Annotated in this window: 23 protein-coding genes and 1 riboswitch; of the genes, 12 read left to right on the top strand and 11 right to left on the bottom strand. The window is 40.4% G+C overall.

Annotated elements, in window-relative coordinates:
- From ACH30E_RS01170 to ACH30E_RS01215, 10 genes are all read left to right on the top strand, one after another.
- Positions 1 to 282 (top strand): rhodanese-like domain-containing protein, encoded by a 282-nt coding sequence (locus tag ACH30E_RS01170; RefSeq protein ID WP_294989426.1) that lies wholly within the window; start codon positions 1 to 3, stop codon positions 280 to 282.
- A gap of 5 nt (positions 283 to 287) precedes the next feature.
- Entirely contained in the window at positions 288 to 599 is a 312-nt protein-coding gene (locus tag ACH30E_RS01175; protein ID WP_490823270.1) for a rhodanese-like domain-containing protein, read from the top strand.
- On the top strand, positions 599 to 835 hold the full coding sequence (locus ACH30E_RS01180; protein ID WP_490823272.1) for a hypothetical protein: 237 nt from the start codon (positions 599 to 601) through the stop codon (positions 833 to 835). Before ACH30E_RS01175 ends, ACH30E_RS01180 begins: the two co-directional genes overlap by 1 nt.
- Positions 819 to 1,034 carry a hypothetical protein gene (locus ACH30E_RS01185; RefSeq protein ID WP_490823274.1) on the top strand — a complete coding sequence of 72 codons (216 nt, stop codon included), beginning with the start codon at positions 819 to 821 and terminating at the stop codon, positions 1,032 to 1,034. Before ACH30E_RS01180 ends, ACH30E_RS01185 begins: the two co-directional genes overlap by 17 nt.
- The gene (gene trxA, locus ACH30E_RS01190; RefSeq protein ID WP_490823275.1) at positions 1,024 to 1,329 is read left to right on the top strand and encodes a thioredoxin; all 306 of its coding nucleotides are present in this window, start codon (positions 1,024 to 1,026) and stop codon (positions 1,327 to 1,329) included. The genes ACH30E_RS01185 and trxA overlap by 11 nt, the downstream gene beginning before the upstream one ends.
- Positions 1,326 to 1,586, top strand: coding sequence for a heavy-metal-associated domain-containing protein (locus ACH30E_RS01195; protein ID WP_490823276.1), 261 nt, complete (start codon positions 1,326 to 1,328; stop codon positions 1,584 to 1,586). Before trxA ends, ACH30E_RS01195 begins: the two co-directional genes overlap by 4 nt.
- 79 nt (positions 1,587 to 1,665) lie before the next feature.
- Positions 1,666 to 3,000 (top strand): OprD family outer membrane porin, encoded by a 1,335-nt coding sequence (locus ACH30E_RS01200; protein ID WP_490823277.1) that lies wholly within the window; start codon positions 1,666 to 1,668, stop codon positions 2,998 to 3,000.
- Positions 3,001 to 3,010: 10 nt separating this feature from the next.
- Complete coding sequence (locus ACH30E_RS01205; protein WP_490823278.1) at positions 3,011 to 3,985, top strand: c-type cytochrome; 975 nt, start codon at positions 3,011 to 3,013, stop codon at positions 3,983 to 3,985.
- Between the two features lie 69 nt (positions 3,986 to 4,054).
- Positions 4,055 to 4,618 carry a YeeE/YedE family protein gene (locus ACH30E_RS01210; protein WP_490823279.1) on the top strand — a complete coding sequence of 188 codons (564 nt, stop codon included), beginning with the start codon at positions 4,055 to 4,057 and terminating at the stop codon, positions 4,616 to 4,618.
- Between the two features lie 10 nt (positions 4,619 to 4,628).
- The gene (locus ACH30E_RS01215) at positions 4,629 to 5,132 is read left to right on the top strand and encodes a DUF6691 family protein (protein WP_294989451.1); all 504 of its coding nucleotides are present in this window, start codon (positions 4,629 to 4,631) and stop codon (positions 5,130 to 5,132) included.
- 203 nt (positions 5,133 to 5,335) lie between these two features.
- Here the strand turns inward: ACH30E_RS01215 and ACH30E_RS01220 are convergent, their stop codons facing one another.
- On the bottom strand, positions 5,336 to 5,758 hold the full coding sequence (locus ACH30E_RS01220; RefSeq protein ID WP_490823280.1) for a DUF1003 domain-containing protein: 423 nt from the start codon (positions 5,756 to 5,758) through the stop codon (positions 5,336 to 5,338).
- A 247-nt stretch (positions 5,759 to 6,005) separates the two neighbouring features.
- On the opposite strand from ACH30E_RS01220, the gene ACH30E_RS01225 reads away from it, so the two are divergent.
- Entirely contained in the window at positions 6,006 to 6,605 is a 600-nt protein-coding gene (locus ACH30E_RS01225; protein ID WP_490823281.1) for a DUF4468 domain-containing protein, read from the top strand.
- A 285-nt stretch (positions 6,606 to 6,890) separates the two neighbouring features.
- Here the strand turns inward: ACH30E_RS01225 and ACH30E_RS01230 are convergent, their stop codons facing one another.
- The 9 genes from ACH30E_RS01230 to ACH30E_RS01270 all read right to left on the bottom strand — a co-directional run bounded on the left by ACH30E_RS01230 (position 6,891) and on the right by ACH30E_RS01270 (position 17,604).
- Positions 6,891 to 8,420, bottom strand: coding sequence for a TSUP family transporter (locus ACH30E_RS01230; protein ID WP_490823282.1), 1,530 nt, complete (start codon positions 8,418 to 8,420; stop codon positions 6,891 to 6,893).
- A gap of 34 nt (positions 8,421 to 8,454) precedes the next feature.
- Positions 8,455 to 10,119 (bottom strand): assimilatory sulfite reductase (NADPH) hemoprotein subunit, encoded by a 1,665-nt coding sequence (cysI, locus tag ACH30E_RS01235; protein ID WP_490823283.1) that lies wholly within the window; start codon positions 10,117 to 10,119, stop codon positions 8,455 to 8,457.
- A gap of 140 nt (positions 10,120 to 10,259) precedes the next feature.
- On the bottom strand, positions 10,260 to 11,939 hold the full coding sequence (locus tag ACH30E_RS01240; RefSeq protein ID WP_490823284.1) for a diflavin oxidoreductase: 1,680 nt from the start codon (positions 11,937 to 11,939) through the stop codon (positions 10,260 to 10,262).
- Positions 11,923 to 12,777, bottom strand: coding sequence for a uroporphyrinogen-III C-methyltransferase (gene cobA, locus ACH30E_RS01245; protein ID WP_490823285.1), 855 nt, complete (start codon positions 12,775 to 12,777; stop codon positions 11,923 to 11,925). The genes ACH30E_RS01240 and cobA overlap by 17 nt, the downstream gene beginning before the upstream one ends.
- Before the next feature lie 166 nt (positions 12,778 to 12,943).
- A complete protein-coding gene (gene cysK, locus ACH30E_RS01250) occupies positions 12,944 to 13,855 on the bottom strand; it encodes a cysteine synthase A (RefSeq protein WP_490823286.1) in 912 nt (303 codons plus the stop codon).
- Between the two features lie 9 nt (positions 13,856 to 13,864).
- On the bottom strand, positions 13,865 to 14,698 hold the full coding sequence (locus ACH30E_RS01255) for a serine O-acetyltransferase (RefSeq protein WP_490823287.1): 834 nt from the start codon (positions 14,696 to 14,698) through the stop codon (positions 13,865 to 13,867).
- Between the two features lie 6 nt (positions 14,699 to 14,704).
- Positions 14,705 to 15,946, bottom strand: coding sequence for a sulfate adenylyltransferase subunit 1 (locus ACH30E_RS01260; protein ID WP_490823288.1), 1,242 nt, complete (start codon positions 15,944 to 15,946; stop codon positions 14,705 to 14,707).
- Positions 15,947 to 15,958: 12 nt separating this feature from the next.
- Positions 15,959 to 16,867 carry a sulfate adenylyltransferase subunit CysD gene (gene cysD, locus ACH30E_RS01265; RefSeq protein ID WP_490823289.1) on the bottom strand — a complete coding sequence of 303 codons (909 nt, stop codon included), beginning with the start codon at positions 16,865 to 16,867 and terminating at the stop codon, positions 15,959 to 15,961.
- Complete coding sequence (locus tag ACH30E_RS01270) at positions 16,864 to 17,604, bottom strand: phosphoadenylyl-sulfate reductase (RefSeq protein ID WP_490823290.1); 741 nt, start codon at positions 17,602 to 17,604, stop codon at positions 16,864 to 16,866. Before ACH30E_RS01270 ends, cysD begins: the two co-directional genes overlap by 4 nt.
- Positions 17,605 to 17,774: 170 nt before the next feature.
- A riboswitch (SAM riboswitch) is annotated at positions 17,775 to 17,888 on the bottom strand.
- Between the two features lie 202 nt (positions 17,889 to 18,090).
- Between ACH30E_RS01270 and ACH30E_RS01275 the strand changes: the two genes are divergently transcribed.
- Positions 18,091 to 19,134: a nucleoid-associated protein gene (locus ACH30E_RS01275; RefSeq protein ID WP_490823291.1), complete on the top strand. Its 1,044-nt coding sequence runs from the start codon at positions 18,091 to 18,093 to the stop codon at positions 19,132 to 19,134.
- 110 nt (positions 19,135 to 19,244) lie between these two features.
- On the opposite strand, the gene ACH30E_RS01280 is transcribed toward ACH30E_RS01275, so the two are convergent.
- Positions 19,245 to 19,958, bottom strand: coding sequence for a 3-keto-disaccharide hydrolase (locus tag ACH30E_RS01280; protein ID WP_490823292.1), 714 nt, complete (start codon positions 19,956 to 19,958; stop codon positions 19,245 to 19,247).
- Between the last annotated feature and the right edge of the window lie 197 nt (positions 19,959 to 20,155).

Consider the following 20,155-nt stretch of genomic DNA (forward strand, 5'->3'; position numbering starts at 1 on the left):
ATGAAAACAATACAAGAAGTACTCAGCAATGAAAATCCAATTGTTGTTGATGTGAGAACTAATAGTGAGTTTAACACTTCACATTACCCAAGCGCGATCAATATTCCGCTTGATGAACTTCCAAAACACCTGAATGAATTAAAACAGGAGAACAAGCCGGTAGTATTATACTGCAGAAGTGGTAACAGAAGCGGCATAGGCATGAATTTTCTGCACCAGCAAGGCTTTAAGGAAGTGTACAATGGCGGGGGATTATCTGATATGTTGTACTATAAAAATTAAATTGAATGTTATCCTTTTTTAAAAAGTTATTCCCCGCTCCTGTAGACTATGCTATGTTGATGGACAAAGGAGGTTTGGTTATTGATGTAAGAACAGCATCGGAATTTGATGCGGGGCATATTAAAGGATCGAAGAATATTCCATTGGATCGCTTACGTAATGAGATAACGCGTCTTAAGCAATTGAATGTACCCATTATCACCGTTTGCAGAAGCGGAAACAGAAGTGGTATGGCAAAATCATTGCTAACAGGCGCTGGTGTGGAGGCATATAATGGCGGTCCCTGGAATTCTTTGGTTAATAAAATCAGTAAATAATGAAAACAATCCTGCAAAACTGGCATTTCATGCGTGTGTTAAGGGTAGTGCTGGCAATAGCTGTGCTGGTTCAATCCTGGTATGCAAAGGATAGTACTACTGCCATTATCGGGATCATGTTATTGGCAATGGGTATCTTTAATATCGGTTGCTGTGGGCCTACTGGCTGTTACACAACACCCAGTAAGAAGAATACTGTTTCAACAAAAGAATCCGTTTATGAAGAAATTCTTTAGTAATAATTATTTATTGCTGACCGGAGGACTTCTGGGAGCATTATCCGGATACCTCTATTGGAAATATGTAGGATGTGTAACCGGCACATGCGCCATAACATCTAAACCGATTAACAGCACGCTATACTTTTCTTTATTAGGTATACTTGCTTTTAGTCTTTTTAAAAAAACACCGAAAAAAAATACCCATGCTGAATAATTCATTTGAAAAGATCATAAGCAGTGAAAAGCCTGTGTTGGTCGATTTTTATGCCGACTGGTGTGGGCCCTGTAGAATGATGCCCCCTGTTTTAAAAGAAGTGAAAGACCGGTTAGGAGATCAGGTTCAGGTATTCAAGGTAAATGTAGATGAACATGCAGATGTAGCGGCTCATTTTCAGGTTAGCAGTATCCCTACCTTGATGATTTTTAAAAAAGGGCAGTTATTGTGGAGAGAACCAGGCGTAAAAAATGCCGGACAACTGCAACAATTGCTACAACAACATTTATCATGACAACTTCAGAAAAATTCTATGCTGAAAATATTCGTTGCGAAGGTTGTGCAAACACAATAAAATCTGAACTCCTGAAAATTCCCGGAGTTCAGGCTGTAACTGTAGCTGTTCCGGAAAAGAAGATAGCTGTAATGGGCATAGGAATCAATCGGGCACAGATTACTGCTACTTTAAAAAAACTTGGTTATCCCGAATCCGGACATAATTCATTCTTCAGCAAAGCCCTATCTTTCGTATCCTGCTCGGCTGGTAAATAATCATTTATAAGTTTTATTAGGCATGGTTTTAAAGTATGCTGCCCTGGCAGTCCTATTTTTCATTTCATTTATCTCTGTAATGGCACAACCAGCAGATGATGAACAAAAAGCCGATAGTAGTTCGCTGCTGGGGGCTTTCAAGCATGGAAAGACAGAAGGACATTTCCGGTATTTTTTCATGGCAACGGATAATAAAAAAGGGCTTACAGATTATCACGCACATGCTACCGGTGGAGGACTTCGATTTGAGTCTGCCCCGTTTCATGGTTTTCAGTTTGGTATTGGTGGCTTCTTTATTTTTAATACAGGATCTTCTGATTTATTAAAACCTGATCCCGTTACCGGACAAGTGAACCGATATGAAATTGGTTTATTTGATATAGAACATCCATCGAACAAAAATGATATTGATCGTCTTGAAGAATTATTTATCCGTTATGAATGGAGAAACCAATCCATAAAATTTGGCAAACAAATCATCAATACTCCATTTATAAACCCACAAGATGGCAGAATGCGTCCGACAGGAGTAGAAGGAATCTGGTATCAAAAAAAATCGGAACGAACCCAGATCAATGCGGGTGTTTTATGGAAAATAAGTCCCAGAAGTACCGTTCGCTGGTTTAACGTTGGAGAGTCTATAGGTGTTTACCCGCAAGGGGTTAGTGAATCCGGATCTCCATCTTCCTATAAAAATAATCTCAACAGTAATTATATTGCCCTATTCGGTATCACACAAAAACTGAATAACCGTTTAAAAATTCAGTTATGGGAACAATTGGTTGATCAAATGTTTAACACCGTATTGTTACAGGCCGATCAGGATTTTGGATCAAATGAAAGTGCCCATGCATATACTGCTGTCCAAGGTATCCTGCAACAATCCCTGAAAGATGACGGCAATACCTCCCCTGCCCTTACTTATATCCAAAAAGGAAGCACTGCACTGAGTTTTGGGGTCAGGGTTGGTTATAAAAGCAAAGAAGAAGATTTATCATTGAATTATAATCGTATTACTGGTAACGGACGATACCTAATGCCAAGAGAGTGGGGGCGCGATCCTTTCTTTACATTTTTACCTCGTGAAAGAAATGAGGGTTTTGGTAACTTAAATGCCTGGATGTTACAGTATAAACGCAAATATGGTAAAACGGGACTTCAATCGCAATTTGGTTTGGGTTATTACCAATTGCCGGATGTACTTGACGCAAGACTCAACAAATACGGAATGCCCTCCTACACGCAATTCAATGCGGATATACAATATAATTTCAGTGGTGCACTAAACGGGGCGCAGCTACAATTCTTATATGTTTATAAAGGGGGTAATGGAAATACCTACAATAATGATAAATATGTGATCCATAAAGTAAATACTTCCTTATTCAACCTAATTTTAAACTATCGATTTTAATTTATAAGCTATGTGGAAGAAATTTAAAGCAGACTGGTTGGCTTATATATTATTTGCATTGGTGCTTTTTGTTATTGCTGGCTGGCTATGGCAAAGCAATGTTCAAAAAGACCTGCAGGTTCAGACAGACAGTAACTGGCATGCACCCAGTTATTTTTTAGACCCTATAAAAGATGATAGTACCCGTTCCCTTGTTTTGTATGGGGAAGAATTAATTGCACATACTGCAGCCTATTTTGGTCCTAAAGGAAGTATTAAAGCCATCAGTAATGGAATGAATTGTCAGAACTGTCATCTTGATGCAGGTAAACGAGTTTGGGGAAACAATTATGCAGCAGTGGCGGCTAACTATCCAAAGTTCAGGGCAAGAAGTGGAAGCATGGAAAGTATTTATAAACGGGTAAGTGATTGTTTTGAAAGAAGCTTAAATGGACAAGCCCCTGATAGTAACAGTCGTGAATATAAGGCTATTGAAACCTATATAAAATGGCTAGGTAAAGACGTCTCAAAAAAGGATAAGCCAAATGGAACAGGTATTAAAGTACCCGAACTGTTAACCCGTGCTGCCGACCCGATAAAGGGTAAAAATGTATATGCTATGAACTGCGAACGCTGTCATGGCAGCAATGGAGAAGGACAGCTTAACCCCGATAATATTGGATACAGTTATCCTCCTTTATGGGGTAACCATAGTTATAATACCGGTGCAGGACTTTACCGCCTGAGTAATTTTGCAGGTTTTGTTCAGTCTAATATGCCCTTTAATGAGGTAACGCATCAAAATCGTTTAACCAATGAAGAAGCATGGGATCTGGCTGCTTATGTAAATTCACAACCCCGACCTGTTTTTACAAATAAGTCAGACTGGCCCAATATTTCCAAAAAGCCCTTCGATCACCCATTTGGGCCCTATGCGGATAATTTTAGTGAGCAACAACACAAATACGGGCCCTTTTTACCGATAATAGCTGCTAAGCAACGATAACTGATCGGCGTGACATGAATCACGCTTCAAAAAATTGTTTATCGGCATTTTTGCCATCAATTATTTTTTATGAAGGAATTCTTACAACAGCCATGGCCATGGTATATTGCCGGCGCACTGATAGGATTAATCGTTCCGATACTTTTGTTATTGGGTAATAAACATTTTGGTATATCTGCTAACCTGCGTCATGCATGCGCCGCCTGTTTTCCGGCAAAGATTAATTTCTTTAACTACGATTGGAAGAAAGAATCCTGGAACCTGTTTTTTGTAGGAGGTATATTAGTCGGTGCTATGATTGCTGCATTTGGTATACCAGATCCAAACCCGATTGTAGTGAATCCTGCATTGGTTGATGAGTTGAAAGAGTATGGAATTTCCAATTATAATAGCATGGTACCGCAGGACCTTGTTTCCTGGGAATCCTTATTTTCTGCCAGGGGTTTTGTAATGATGGTGGGCGGTGGATTCCTGGTTGGCTTTGGTTCCCGTTATGCAGGTGGTTGTACCAGTGGACATGCCATTATGGGGATCAGCAATTTACAATGGCCTTCGGTTATAGCTACCTGTTGTTTTATGGTGGGTGGTTTCATCATGGCTAATTTCCTACTTCCGTTTATTATGAAAATGTAATCCAGCAACAATGAACCCAAATCAAACAGAAATAGTAACCGATTTTGAAGTACGCTCCTTAGACACAATGTGTGTTAACGAGTCGGAAAAACAACACCCCTGGTGGTATAATTTCAAATACCTCGCTGTTGGTGTTTTATTTGGAATTGTTTTTGTGAAAGCAGAAATCATCTCCTGGTTTCGCATGCAGGAAATGTTTCGCTTCCAAAGTTTTCACATGTATGGTGTAATTGGAACAGCTATAGTGGTGGCCGCTATATCCATAGCACTGATTAAAAAATTCAAAGTGAAAACAATTCACGGTGAAGAGATTCATTTTACACCCAAAAAATTTAATAAGGGCCAGATAATCGGCGGATTAATTTTCGGATTAGGCTGGGCCTTAACAGGTGCATGTCCCGGACCGATCTTCGCACAAATTGGTATGGGTATTACCGTAATGATTGTAGTTTTATTAAGTGCTATTGCAGGCACCTGGGTATATGGGTATTTTAGGGAGCGGTTGCCGCATTAGCTTTGGGCTATTAGCTTTTGTGGGAATGAATAGTTAGTATTCTTTTCCTAAAGTAATAAATGGAACGCAGATTTATCAAGATCATCATGATAATCATGATAAATCTGTGTCCCCTCTAACTCTTCTAAATATTAACAATTCGCTTTTCGCACAAAAAGCTAATGGCTAATAGCCTAAAGCTAAAAGCCAACAGCCGCTAGCTACTACTTCCCCCTTTCCAGTATAGCCAGTATTTTATCCAGCTTATCTGTTTCAATCCTGTTTAACCTTCTTTGTAATTCCTCAATTTCCTGTTTGGCTTCGAGATTGGTTTGGTAATCATCCATGGCCTGCAGGCGGTCTCTTTCATTTTGTCTTTTTTGCGACATCATAATGATTGGCGCTGCATAAGCAGCCTGGGTAGAGAATAAGAGGTTTAATAATATGAAAGGATAAGGATCCCAATGCATCAGGTAACCAATCAGGTTACAAGCCATCCACCCTAAAACAAAAATGGTTTGGATGATGATAAAAGTCCAGGAACCCATACCATCAGAAATACTATCGGCAATTCGCTGACCAAATGTTCTCTCTGCACTATGTATTTCATGCCAGGTTTTTAATTGCGCAGAATGTTTCTTTTTCATGCTTCAGGATTTAGGTATAAAGTTGCGGTTTAACTATCAAATTAATAAAAATAGCTTTACACCACTCTCTGCGAAACCTTTGTTATCTCACTTCTCTGCGGTGAAAAATCGTAGATATTCACCGCAAAGGCACGGAGAAAGCAGAGGATTCGCAGAGGAGTGATTCATGGTTATCTTGTATGACCGCTATTTGTAATAAAATTTGCATTCTTAGCCAATTGTTATAACTTAATTGTACCAACTGCTTATGAAATATTTATTGTCTGGTTTTATTTCGTTCATTTTACTGGCAAAGCTACAGGCACAGGTATTTTTTCCTGTTGATGAAAATTCCGGTAAAGTCTTTTATACTCGACTGGAAAATATGCCGGTATCCAAATCAAACATTTATAACCGAACAAAAACCTGGTTTATAAACTATTACAGGACATCCAGATTTGAAGACCATTTTAAAATTACCAGAAAGGGAAAACCAATTATGCTGGTAGAAAACAAAAACAAAACAAGTATCACCGGGAAATATGGTTTTTATGTTATGCACCCGGCAGAAGCTTCCGGACTGGTTATGGATCAGACATTTGTAACCCTTACCATGACTATCAGTTTTACCGATTCAGGGTATAAAAACCATATCACTGATTTAATATGTTATTCCTCGAACACGAATGCCGGCAATAATATGAGGCCACCCGAATTTGGTCTGGAAGCTTTTAATGAAATGCGGTTAAACAGGCAGGATTATGTACAGCAATACATTATTCCACAAGTCACTAATTCAATCCGAAAGATCCAGGATGAGCTGTCCAGAACTATCCGTTACGGTAATTTAACGGAGGCAAAGCTTTAAATAACGGTGGTAAAAACGGTGGCTTTGTAGTAAAACAATTACAGTAAGACCAACTACTCCACTATCTAACGCCAACCCAAAATGACTTTATTTTGTACTTGTAAAATGCTTTTTCTCGTTTTGCAAGGTTTAGAATCCAACAATCTTTTGAAAAATTCCAATCAGCCTGTTGACTCTTGTAGTGTAAGTTAAACGGGTAATATCCAGCAATTGAAAAACCAAACGCTACGAGGCCTTTGCAGGGATTTCCAGCAAAGGCTTTTTTTATGAGGCAGTGCGGGCAGATTACACCACCGAGCTTATCAATATCCGGATACTCCAAATAATTACCATTATACCTACAGCAATAAACATGGTTTTCAGCGGTAGTTTACCGGTGAGTCTGGCGGCAATGGGAGCAGCTATTACACCACCAATAATCAGTCCGGCTATTACCGGCCAGTGTGATATGCCCAATAAGGAAAAGAATGTAGCAGCACTGGCGAGGGTTACAAAAAATTCGGCTATACTAACTGATCCTATTACATAACGGGGCGTTCTTCCTTTCAATATCAAGGTACTGGTAACAAGAGGTCCCCAGCCACCACCGCCAAAAGAATCCAGAAAACCACCGGCCGCACCCAACCAACCAACATTGCGAAATTTCTTCGGTTTATTCAATTTCTTAAACCCTGTTCTCAATATCCGCAGCCCAAGAAAAAGCGTATATACCGCCAGCAATGGTTTTACGAATCCTGCATAGTGATCGGCTAAAGTCGACAAAGCGACCGCACCAAGTATGGCTCCTAAAACACCAGGAATAAGCAATGCCCTGAAAAGTTTCTTGTTCACATTACCGAAGCGATAATGACTATAACCAGATGCTGCACTCGAAAACATTTCGGCAGTATGTATACTCCCACTAATCGCAGGTAGTTTAACACCTAACGATAATAAAACGGTTGCCGATACTACTCCATAACCCATACCTAATAAACCGTCTACCAATTGGGCCAGAAAACCTGCAAGTATCATCCAGTAAAAAGTACTATCCAATGAACTAATCAGTTCACGGGATTGTGAAAACAGTTGGGTGAATGGAACATAAGACAGTACCAGATGACCCACAAACATGAAGAAGAAAGCAAATAAAAATATTGAAGCAATTTTTTTCCATCTTCGTTCGGCAAGGGATGGATTCTTTTTATCTGTTACAGCCAACACTTCAGTGATCTCATTCAGCTTTTTTACCTTTTCTGCAAAATCTCCTTTCAACCTGTTTCGTATTATTTGCATATTCACTAAAACCTGATCGAGCTCTGCAGGAATAACTTCATACAGTGTTTCTTTCAATCTTTTTGCAATAGTTGGTGATTTTCCGTTCGTAGATATCGCTATTTTAAGATCGCCTTTTTGTACGATTGATCCGAGGTAGAAATCACACAGTGCCGGTTTATCGGCAACATTTACCAATAGTTTTCTGGCTTTTGCATCATTGCGAATTTCTTCTGCTGTTTCTATATCATTAACAGCTACAATAACAATATCAGCATCATATAAATCGCCCGATGAATAGGTTTTTTGCACAAGTTCAACCTGCGCTTTTTTCTCAGCAACTGTAACCAGTTCTTCCTGAAATGTTTCTGCTATTATTTTTATCCTGGTAGATGGCGCATTTACTAATATAGCCTGAAACTTCTCAAATGCAACCGGACCACCACCCACAATCAACACACGCATTCGTTCCAATTGTATAAAAACCGGAAATAAATGATTCTGTTTTGGATCCCTGCAGGTAGTTCCTGAAAGTTTCTGTTCTATTATTGCGTCATTCATGGGCTTGGTAATTGTTAATCAACATGCATGCTTGTTATTGTGCAGTAATAATTGTTCGTTCTACATAATCACCAAAACTTTCCTTTGGGTATAGGTTTTGTTTATAGGACCCAAACAACTTATCTAACTCATCCAGTATTCCAGCTTCATCCAACTGCTCTTTATATTTTGTATTTAATCTTGTCCCCTCTCTGTCACCGCCAATGTGCAGGTTATAACGGCCAGGACCCGTTCCTACAAACCCAATCTCGGCAGCATAAGGTCTGGCACAGCCGTTTGGACAACCAGTCATTCGGGTAACGATATTTTCTTCAGCCAACCCATGTTTGGTTAACAATGGTTCGATTTTATCAATCAATACTGGCAGGTATCTTTGTGCTTCAGCAAGTGCTAAAGGACAGGTAGGTAATGCCACACAGGAAATTGCATTTTTTCGCAAAGCACTTATTGCCTCATCTCTTTTAAGGATGCCATAGCGTTGTAAAATTTCATCGATAATCGTTTTATCACTTGCACTGATTTCACTTAAGATCAGGTTCTGGTTACTGGTGAACCTGAAAATAAGTTTTCCTGTTTCTGCAAGTTCCAATAGGGCCGTTTTTAGCGGAACATCCGCTTCATCCGTTACCCTTCCATTTTCAACAAATAAGGTATAATGCCAATTCCCTTTGTGATCTTCCTGCCATCCATAACGATCTATTCTTTCGGTAAACTGATAGGGTTTTGCTTCTTCCAGTTCAAATCCGCAACGTTTTTCCAGTTCCGTCCTGAATGCTTCAACGCCCATTTTATCTACAGTATATTTCAACCTTGCCAACTTCCGGTCTGAGCGGTTACCAAAATCTCTTTGAATTGTTAGTACTTCATAAACCGCTTTCAGTGTTTTTTCCTCACCTGCCGTAAAACCAATAACTGTTGCGAGTCTTGCATAAGTTTCCGGATTACCATGTGTGGTAGACAAGCCTCCACCCACAGCGATATTAAATCCGATAAGTTTACCCGCTTCAATAATGGCAATGAGTCCAAGGTCGTTCGTCAACACATCTACATCATTGTTTGGTGGAATCGCAATACCAATCTTAAATTTTCTCGGCAGGTATCGATCCTGATACAATGGATCAGTTTCGTCATACTCCGCCAATTTTTCTTCATCCAACCATATCTCATAAAAAGCGCGGGTTTTAGGTAACAACAAACGACTTATTTTATCAGCATAAGCATGTACTTCCTTATGTATAGGAGATTCTGAAGGGTGACTGGTGCAGGCTACATTTCTGTTTACATCACCACAGGCAGCTATTGAATCGAGTTGTACGGAATTGAAATCCTTTAAAGTTGGTTTGATCTGATGCTTTAAAATTCCATGCAACTGTATCGTTTGTCTGGTGGTTATTTTGATCACCCCTGTTGAATAATTACCCGCAATATGATGTGCGGCTACCCATTGTTGGGCAGTCATACTTCCACCCGGTATTCTTAGCCGGATCATGAATGAGTATAGTTTATCCAATTTTTTGGCAGCACGTTCTTCCCGCAGGTCACGATCATCCTGCTCATACATGCCATGAAATTTTATTAATGCATGATCCTGCTCTCTTACGGCTCCGGTTATTTCATCCTGCAAACTTTCCTGTAATGTGCCGCGTAGACCTTTACTGGTAGTTTTTATTTTTTCAATGGGGGAGGGTTTGTTGGGCATGGTTGTGAATGGTGAATTGTGAATTGTGAATTGCGAGTGGTGAATGGTGAATGGTGAATGGTGAGTGATCGTAGTATATAGTTGTTTTTTCTTCCTACTACTATTCACCATTCACCATTCACAATTCACTACTCACTTACCTAATACAGGTCTTTCGCGAATCGGTTTTCTTTTTTCAGTGTTTCGAAATAGGCTTTGGCATTTGTTTCTGAGCCGGTGGCTTGTTCAAATACTTTCAGTAGTGCCTCTTCTATTAACCTGCCTGCGGGTTCTTTTTCACCACAGAGGTATAGGAATGCACCGTTTTGTAGCCATTCAAATAGTTTACTACCTTTTTGAATGATTTTTTCAGCTAGGCTTGATACATCGGTGGAGCCTTCTTTGAAATAAAGACTCACATCAGTTAATGTATCCGTTTCAAACCATGACTGCCATTCTGTTTGGTATAAGAAATCGGTGGTGAATTTTTCTTCACTGAAGAATAACCAATTACGACCACTCGCCCCGGTGGCGTCTCTTTCTGCTACAAATGATCGGAATGGGGCAATGCCTGTACCCGGACCAATCATAATAATGTCTTTCTCCGGAGCAGGTAAGCGATAGCGGTTATTGGTTTGAATGAAGAACCGAAGAGTATCACCTTCTTTTTTATTTTCTAAAAACCAGGTACATAAACCTGTTTGTTCTTTTTCGTCCTTTGAAAATACATCCCTCAATACGGTAATATGTATTTCACCTTCATGTGCAGTGGGTGATGAAGCTATATTATAGATACGTGGTACAATTTGGGTAAGGCCTTCTACAACCTGCAGTAATTGGTCCCCATTTTTTAATGGATATTTTTTCAGGAGTGATAGTAAGTCAGCTTTACCTGCAGGAATCTCATATCCGGCTACGCTGGCATAGTGTTGCACAGATTTATCCAGCAGGTAGCTGATATTGATTTTGTGCAAGAGCAAATCCCTGATGCTTGCGTTTTCATTTTTCCAGTTTATTACTTTGGCTCCATCTATTGCATGCATTGCTAATATCTCATCCACCACTAATACATCATTCTCTGGAACGATGCCAATGGAATCACCGGGTAGAAAGGGTACAGTTTCTGCTACCAGTTCAATATGGTATATTTTTTTCGCTGATCCTTCTGCTGTGAGGTTGATATTGGTTTGAACCACTGCGTCGTAATACACTTTACCTGCCGGCTTTTTTGCTGGAACAGGAGCTATTGTTTTTAGTGCAGGGGTTTCTTGTTGGTTCAACTGGCTGATGATACCATCAAACCAATGGTGGGCAGTCTCTTCGTAATCAAGGTCGCATTTTTGTAGGTGGGTGATGCGCTGACCACCTAAATGCGCTAATTGCTTGTCTACATCTTCGCCTGTTTTACAAAACAAAGGATAGGCTGTATCACCTAGTGCGAGCACGCCATATTTCAGTTGTGGCAATTTGAATCCATTCAAATGAATATGGTCATAAAACTTTTGTGCCGCTATCGGTGGTTCTCCATCACCCTGTGTGCTGATGACCGTGATGAAATATTCTTCTTTAGACAGGTCAGCAAGTTTATACTGATCTAATCCTACTAATTTAACAGGAATACCTTTCTTCTTTGCTTTGGCTACAAAATCGGTAGCCAGCTTTTTCGCGTTACCTGTTTCGGTACCGTAAGCGATGGTGAATTTTTTGTGGATGGTAGTATTTGTTGCTACAATTGGTTCAGCAACTAAGCCAGACAAAAATCCATTCACCCAAATCAGTTCTTCTTTACTGAGTTGGTGCACCAATTCGTTTAATATTTTCAGTTTAGGCTCTGCTAACATGTCTTTTTTCAGTTGCTTTTTCTTCTATCTGTGTAAGTCTGCCGGTAAGTGGTTCAAAATAGTGTTCAGTGCCTGGAATATTGGGCAACCATTTGAATTGCTCGTGTAGTGCTACTACTTTACCAATCATAACCAATGTGGGTGAACGAAATATTTGCCCGCTTAGTTGAGTTGCATAATCTTGTAAATCACAAACATGAATTTGTTGTAATGGCGTAGTGGCCTGTTCCAATACTGCCAGCTTCTTGGAACTATCTATGCCATTGGCGATTAGTTGGTCAACTAAAACTGGCAATGTTTCACCAGACATATAAAACACCAAAGTATCATCTGTTTGTGCCAGGTCTTTCCAGGTATTGGCTGCAACGGTATCTGATTTGTAATAAGTCAGCAAACGAACACCTACTGATAATCCTCTTGCTGTTAATGGAATACCTGCATAAGCTGCAGCTCCTAATGCGGCAGTTACACCGGGTACAATCTCATAAGGTATCTGATACTTCACCAATGTTTCCAGTTCATCCAGCACATTGGAGAATATACTTACATCACCGCCTTTCAGGCGAACAACTATTTTATGTTTCACTGCATATTCTACCAATAATTCATTAATGGTTTGTTGTGGAGTAGATATGCCTCTTCTGCACTGTTTCCCTACATAAATAATCTCAGCGTTTGGATTAACATAACTGTTGAGAATCTGGCTGCTAACCAAACGATCTGTAAGCACAACATCAGCTTTTGCTAACCAGCGAACGGTTTTAACCGTTATCAATTCCGGATCACCGGGGCCGGCTGATGCGAGGATTACTTTGCCATAAGTTGGTTGTTTACTCATTGTCTACTTTTTTAGTAGATTATAGTTGTCTAAAAAAAAGAGCCCTTGCTCTCTTAATTTCTCTCCGCGTAAACTCTGCCTCTCATGTTCTCTGCGGTTCCTTTCTTCTGCAGAGTGAGGAATACCACCGCAGAGAACGAGAGATTACAGAGGTTACGCAGAGGGGTTAGAATAATCCTTCTATTGATAAATATCTTTCGCCGGTATCGTAATTGAACGTAAGTATTTTAGAGCCCGCTGGTATTTCTGCCAACTTCTTTGCTACTGCCGCCAGTGAAGCGCCTGATGAAACACCCAACAAAAGGCCTTCTTCTTTTGCTGCCCGTTGTGCATAAGCGAAAGCATCATCTTTGCTTACCTGGATAATTCCATCAAGTATGGCTGTATTTAAAATAGAGGGAACAAAACCTGCGCCAATACCCTGCAATGGGTGTGGCGATGGGGATCCGCCGCTTAATACAGGAGATAATTCCGGTTCTACGGCAAATACTTTCAGTGTTGGAAATTTTGCTTTCAGTATTTCTGCAACGCCTGTAATATGTCCGCCGGTACCAACACCGGTAATGATATAATCTAGTCCATCAGGAAAATCGTTTAGTATTTCCTGTGCCGTTGTTTTTCTGTGCACTTCTGTATTGGCCGGATTATCGAACTGCTGTGGCATCCATGCATTGGGGGTAGACTGGGTTAACTCAGTGGCTTTTTCAATAGCGCCTTTCATGCCTTTCTCACGTGGTGTAAGTACAAATTCAGCCCCATACAAGGCCATCAATCTTCTTCTTTCAATACTCATACTTTCGGGCATCACCAGAATAATCTTATACCCCTTTACTGCTGCTACTAGTGCAAGTCCGATTCCTGTATTACCACTGGTTGGCTCAATGATAACGCTATCTTTATTCAGTAAGCCTTTAGCTTCTGCATCTTCTATCATAGCTAATGCTATCCTGTCTTTGATGCTGTTTCCGGGATTGTTTCTTTCGAGTTTTACCCAAACTTCATGTTTGTCTCCAAACAAACGATTTACGCGCAGATGCGGTGTATTACCGATGGTTGCTAAAATGTTATTTGCTTTCATACGTATTTTTTAAATCACAAAATTTAGTGGTTCAGGAAATGGATCTTTGTCTTTTATTTTTATTTCGCTTTTATGGTAAACAACAGAATTAGGTGCCACACTATGGGTTAACCAGATATTTCCTCCAATGATACTTCCCGCTCCGATAACAGTTTCTCCTCCCAGAATGGTTGCGCCGGAATAAATAATTACATCATCTTCAATCGTAGGGTGCCTCTTGGTACTTGCCAGATCCTTTGCCACATTTAATGCGCCAAGTGTTACTCCCTGGTAAATTTTAACCTGCTCACCTATAACGGTTGTTTCTCCAATTACAATTCCCGTTCCATGGTCTATGGCAAATGAAGCACCAATAGCAGCTCCGGGATGAATATCTATGCCTGTTTTACTATGGGCATATTCCGATAAAAACCTTGGCAGGGTTTTAATGCCCTGTTCATACAGTTGATGCGATAAACGGTATATCGCTGTTGCATAAAAACCTGGATAAGCTACCAGCACTTCTTCAATCGATTGTGCAGCAGGATCGAATTCCAACACTGCTTGTGCATCTTTTATTAATGCATTATAGATGGAAGGCAGCCGGTCGAAAAAAACGGTGGTATGTTCTTTAACCTTTTCTTCCTCCCGTATCAGTTCAAAGAGAATGGCTGAGAAAGTCTGTTTCAGCTCCACATATTCCAATGCGAGTTTATCGGGTGTATTGAATTTCTTCTCATACGATCCGAACAAAAAATTAAACAGCTCATCTATAAATCTTTCTGTAAGTTGTTTATCAGGAAATGGCTGTGCCGATTTCCTGCTCCGCTGAAATAACTCTTCTATAAATACTTGTTCACTCATGGTTTACTATTGAATCATGCATGCACCAACGGTAACATGACTTGTTTCATCTATTAATATGGCACCGCCATTGGTTCTTAAATCCTGGTAAGCATCATAAGCAATAGGGCTTGCGGTTTTGATGGTTACTTTTACAATATCATTGAGGGCCACTGTATCAGGAGAAGCAATTTGTTCCAGAGAGTTCACATCCAGCTTATACGTTACTTCCTTAACTACCGACCGTACCAGCTTACTATTTAATTGCAAAAGGTATTTATTGCCCGGCACCAGTGCTTTATGATCCATCCAGCATAATAGAGCTTCTACTTCATTGGTAACTGCAGGCTGGTGAGTGTTTTGTACGATCAGGTCTCCACGACTGATATCAATATCATCTTCCAAATGAAGTACCACACTTTGCGGTGCAAATGCCTCAGGTACTTCTTTGCCATTGTGTTCAATTGATTTAATCTTAGAGCTGGTACCAGCAGGCAATACAGTTACTGCATCGCCAACCCGGTAAATTCCGCTGTTTATTTTTCCTGCATAGCCACGGTAATCGTGTAGTTCTTCTGTCTGCGGACGAATTACATATTGCACCGGAAAACGTGCTTTTACCAGGTTAATATCTTCTGCTAATTCTACCGTTTCCAGAATACCCAATAAAGATGGACCCTCGTACCAGTTTAGTGCTGCTGTTCTGTCTACAATATTATCTCCGTTCAATGCACTGATGGGAATGTATTGTACATCTTTTAAGCCAAGCTTTTGTGCCACTGCTGCATAATCAATCACAATATTATTGTACACATCTTCAGAGTAGTTTACCAGATCCATTTTATTGATTGCTACTACTACATGCGGAATATTCAATAAAGAGGCGATGATAGAGTGTCGCCTGGTTTGTTCCACCACCCCATGTCTGGCATCGATGAGAATGATGGCGAGGTCCGAGTTTGAGGCACCGGTAACCATATTACGCGTGTATTGAATATGCCCAGGTGCATCAGCAATGATGAACTTGCGTTTAGGGGTAGCAAAATATTTGTAAGCTACGTCAATGGTAATTCCCTGCTCACGCTCGGCTCTCAAACCATCGGTTAAAAGGGCCAGATCTATTTCACCGTCTTCTTTGTTTTTGCTTTGTTTTTCCAATGCTTCCAGGTGATCGATCATGATTGATTTACTATCGTATAATAAGCGACCAATCAAGGTTGATTTACCATCGTCTACACTACCTGCTGTTATAAATCGGAGTAAGTCCATGTTTGTGTTGTTTTAGAAATAACCATTTTTTTTCCTGTCTTCCATTGCCGCTTCGCTCACTTTATCGTCTATACGTGTTTCACCACGTTCACTTGTTTTGGTGGCAGTAATTTCACGAATGATATCATCAATACCCGTAGCGTCTGATTCAACGGCTGCGGTACAGGTCATATCTCCCACTGTACGGTAACGCACACGTTTAGTGACAACGCTGTCAGTATCTTCCAGTTGAATAAATTCTGACACAGCAATCAGTTGTCCTTCATGTTGCAATACGGTACGCTCATGGGCGAAATAGATAGATGGTAGTGAGATGTTTTCTCTGCGTATATAATTCCAGATGTCTAGCTCCGTCCAGTTACTGATGGGAAACACGCGAACATTTTCTCCTTTATTGATTCTGCCATTATAGGTATTCCATAGTTCGGGTCTTTGCAGTTTTGGGTTCCATTGTCCGAATTCATCTCTTACGGAGAATATTCTTTCTTTGGCCCTTGCTTTTTCTTCATCGCGTCTTGCGCCGCCGATGCAGGCATCGAAACCAAATTCTTCAATAGTATCGAGTAGGGTATAGGTTTGCAAGGCATTTCTGCTGGCAAATTTCCCCTTGGGTTCTGTTAACTGTTTTGCTTTGATGGTATCTCCAACATTGCGCACAATCAGTTTCTCTCCGATGGTCTGTGCCAATTCATCCCTAAACTGTAGTGCCTCAGGGAAATTATGTCCTGTATCAATATGTACTAATGGAAAAGGAAACTTACCCGGACGAAAAGCTTTTAATGCCAGATGAACCAGTGTAATGGAGTCTTTCCCTCCGCTGAATAGCAGGGCGGGTTTCTCAAATTGTCCTGCCACCTCACGCATAATATGTATCGCTTCCGACTCAAGCTGATCGAGGTAATCTAATCTATAGGTGCTCATGCTACGGTTGTTTTTTGATCGTTGTGCGAATGCAAGCCGCATTCTTTTTTACTATTGTCTTCCCACCACCAACGTCCGGCCCTGAAATCTTCTCCCGGTTTAATGGCCCTTGTACAGGGTGCGCAACCAATACTTACAAAACCTTTGTCGTGTAATGGATTGTAGGGAATGGCTTTTTGATGGATATATTCTTTTACCTCTTCTGTTGTCCAGTGAAGTAATGGGTGGTATTTAATAAGCTGGTTGGTTTCATCCCATTCAACAGGAGATAGGTCCTGCCTGGCTGCCGAATGTTCTGCCCTTAAGCCTGTAATCCATATTGAATTGCCAGCAAGGGCTTTTTGCAAGGGCACTACTTTCCTTATGTTACAACATGATTTCCTTAACTCAGCAGAATCATAAAATGCATTGGGACCATTTGTTTCAACATAAGCTGCAATTGCATCTGCATCGGGATAATAAGCTTTGATGCTTGTCTGATAAAATTCTAAAGTCCTGCTCCAGGTGCTATAAGTTTCCGGAAATAGTCTACCTGTATCTAGTGTAAATAATGATACAGGCAGGTTATTAGTTTGAATGATATCGGTGATAACCTGATCCTCATAACTAAAGCTGGTAGAAAAGGTAACCTTACCAGGAAATGAATGCACAAATACCCCAATAGCCGATTCAACCGATAAATCCTTTATCTGTTGAATAAGTATTGGTACCTGATTATTATTCAAAACTTCTGTCATACTCATTTCATTTTATTCTTTCTTATTTCCAGCTACAAGCTGCAAGCCACAAGCTTCAAGAAAAGTTGCTTGCAGCATGCAGCTTGTAGCTTGCAACAAAAAAAAGGCACCCTGATGCTCAGTCAGAATGCCTCGTATTACTACAGTTGCTGTGTACATAAAAGAAAACTGACTTATCTCATCCCGCCTTAAGCGGGACTGGATTTGGCACCTTTTTCCACCCGAGGCGGAAGTGGTTGCCAAGGCTTCACAGGGCCAATTCCCTCCGCCTTTCTTGATAAGGATGTATAAGAACGGCTACAAATATAGGGAGATTTTCTAATTCCCTACTATTTTAGTAGACTTAATTGTAAAAGAATTGTCAATTTGGGTGCTGGGTACTAGGTACTAGGTATTAGGTATTAGGTGTTAGGACTAACACCTAGCACCTAGTACCTAGTACCCAGCTCCCTTCTTCCAACTGCAAGAGAAGCTGTATTTTGCAGCATGACACAAATAGATAGTGTACAATTAGAGCAGGTAATACTGCATAAAGTAGGTAACCCTACCCGTGGGGAGGAGCTTAAGCTCTCCGTTAACCCTTTAACACTTAACGATGAAATTGTGAGGGGATTACTTACCAAATATTTTCTTGCTCCCTTCAATGAACACGAACAATACCAGTTTACCCATATCAGCAGTCTAGAGCTGAATGAAGTGTACCAGTATGTGAACGGTATTTTCGATGATCCGAAAAGCTTTGTTTCACAGTCTGCCTTGCTTGCCAGCTTTCTCTACCAGAAAAGCACACATGCACGCGTAAAGGAAGGTGAATTATATGTAACCCGTTTCAGCAATGTGCCCTTCGGAACGGAATACGTAGAAGCCATCGGCTTATTTAAAAGTGAAACCAAAGAAACTTTCCTGAAAGTATTTCCACATGGACAAAGCTGGGAAGTAATAGCAGAAGATGGGGTGAACATCAACAAGCTCGACAAAGGCTGTCTGATCTTTAAAAAGAACCGCGAAGAAGGTTATGTGGTTTGTGTGGTAGATAATACCAATAAACAAGACACCCAATATTGGGTTTCCGATTTTTTACAGGTTGCCAGAACTTCCAATAGCTATCACAATACCAGTGATGCCATTGGTATGTGTAAACTGTTTATCAGTAATGAGCTTACTGAAAAGTTTGATGTAAACAAAAGCGACCAGATAGATTACCTCAACCGCAGCCTTGAATATTTCAGCACCAAAGAATCATTCAGCATGAATGAATTTGCGGAAGAAGTATTACATCACCCTGAAGTAATAGACAGCTTTACCCAATACAAACAACAATATGAAGTTGCCAGGCAGGTTAATATCGAAGATAATTTCGACATTCATTTGGCCGCACTAAAAAAACAACAACGTGTTTTCAAAAGCGTTTTAAAACTAGACAAGAACTTCCATATTTATATCCACGGCCGAAAAGACCTGATTGAAAAAGGTTATGATGAAATGAGCGGCAAGCATTATTATAAGCTGTACTTTGATGAGGAAAGCTAGGTGTTAGGTATTAGGGGTTAGGTGTTAGCAGATGCTAAGAGTGTTCCCTTTCTACTAACCACAGGCCATCCAGCCTCCACAGGCCAGACTAACGCCTAACACCTAACACCTTACAGCGGTCGCAGCTTAATATTCCTAAACGCAACTGGCTTCTGCCAGTCTTGAAGGGCTATATGTCCGCCGGTGTAGGTGCCGAATTCGGGATAGGCTTTAAAATGCGTGGCGGCTACTGCATCTTTCCAGTTTTGTGATTTCAAGTCTTGCTTTGCTGTTAATACCCCATTCAGGTAAAATTCAATAACACCATTTTGTTGTTTAATGATTGACTGGTTCCACTCTCCCGTTTTCTTTTCCGGAACGGCGGCGGCTTCTTTTGTGAATGCATAAAGACTGCCTGGTTTTTTCTCCGGCTTATCAAAATCAACATGCGTTTTTTCGAGTAGCTGGTATTCGGGGCCTGTCATCCAGGAAGCCAGTAGTTCTTTTTTCTCCTGTACATTAATGAATACACCACTATTTCCTCCTTCTCCAATTTTCCATTCGAATTGCAGTTCATAGTTTTCATAAGCGCTATCTGTTACCAGGTCGGTTACTTCAAGCTCTTTTCTTAATTCGGGCACACATTGCAGTTCGCCGTTTTTGGCAATCCAAACTTCAGGTACACCGGTTTTATTGTAGCCATGCCAGCCATTGGTTGTTTTACCATCGAATAATAATATCCAGCCTTGTTTGGTTTCTTCGCTGGTGAGTTTATTCTGAGAAGGGGTACAACTGAAAAACAAGGAGATGAGTAGGGTGTAGGTACAGACAGCTTTCAAAGACATGGTGAAATTTTTCCTGAATGTATGATTTAATTTATGGAAGTAAGTAAATCTCCGCCTTTGTTGGTCGCCTGACCAACAAACTAGCTTGACAAACAAACAGCAGGTTCAATTGCAATAATTTATTTTGCCACAGATTCACAGATTATGAACGATTAATCTGTGAATCTGTGGCTAAAAATAATCTCCGCCTGTAAACC

It is taken from the genome of Sediminibacterium sp. FW305-C-61, from assembly GCF_058231065.1.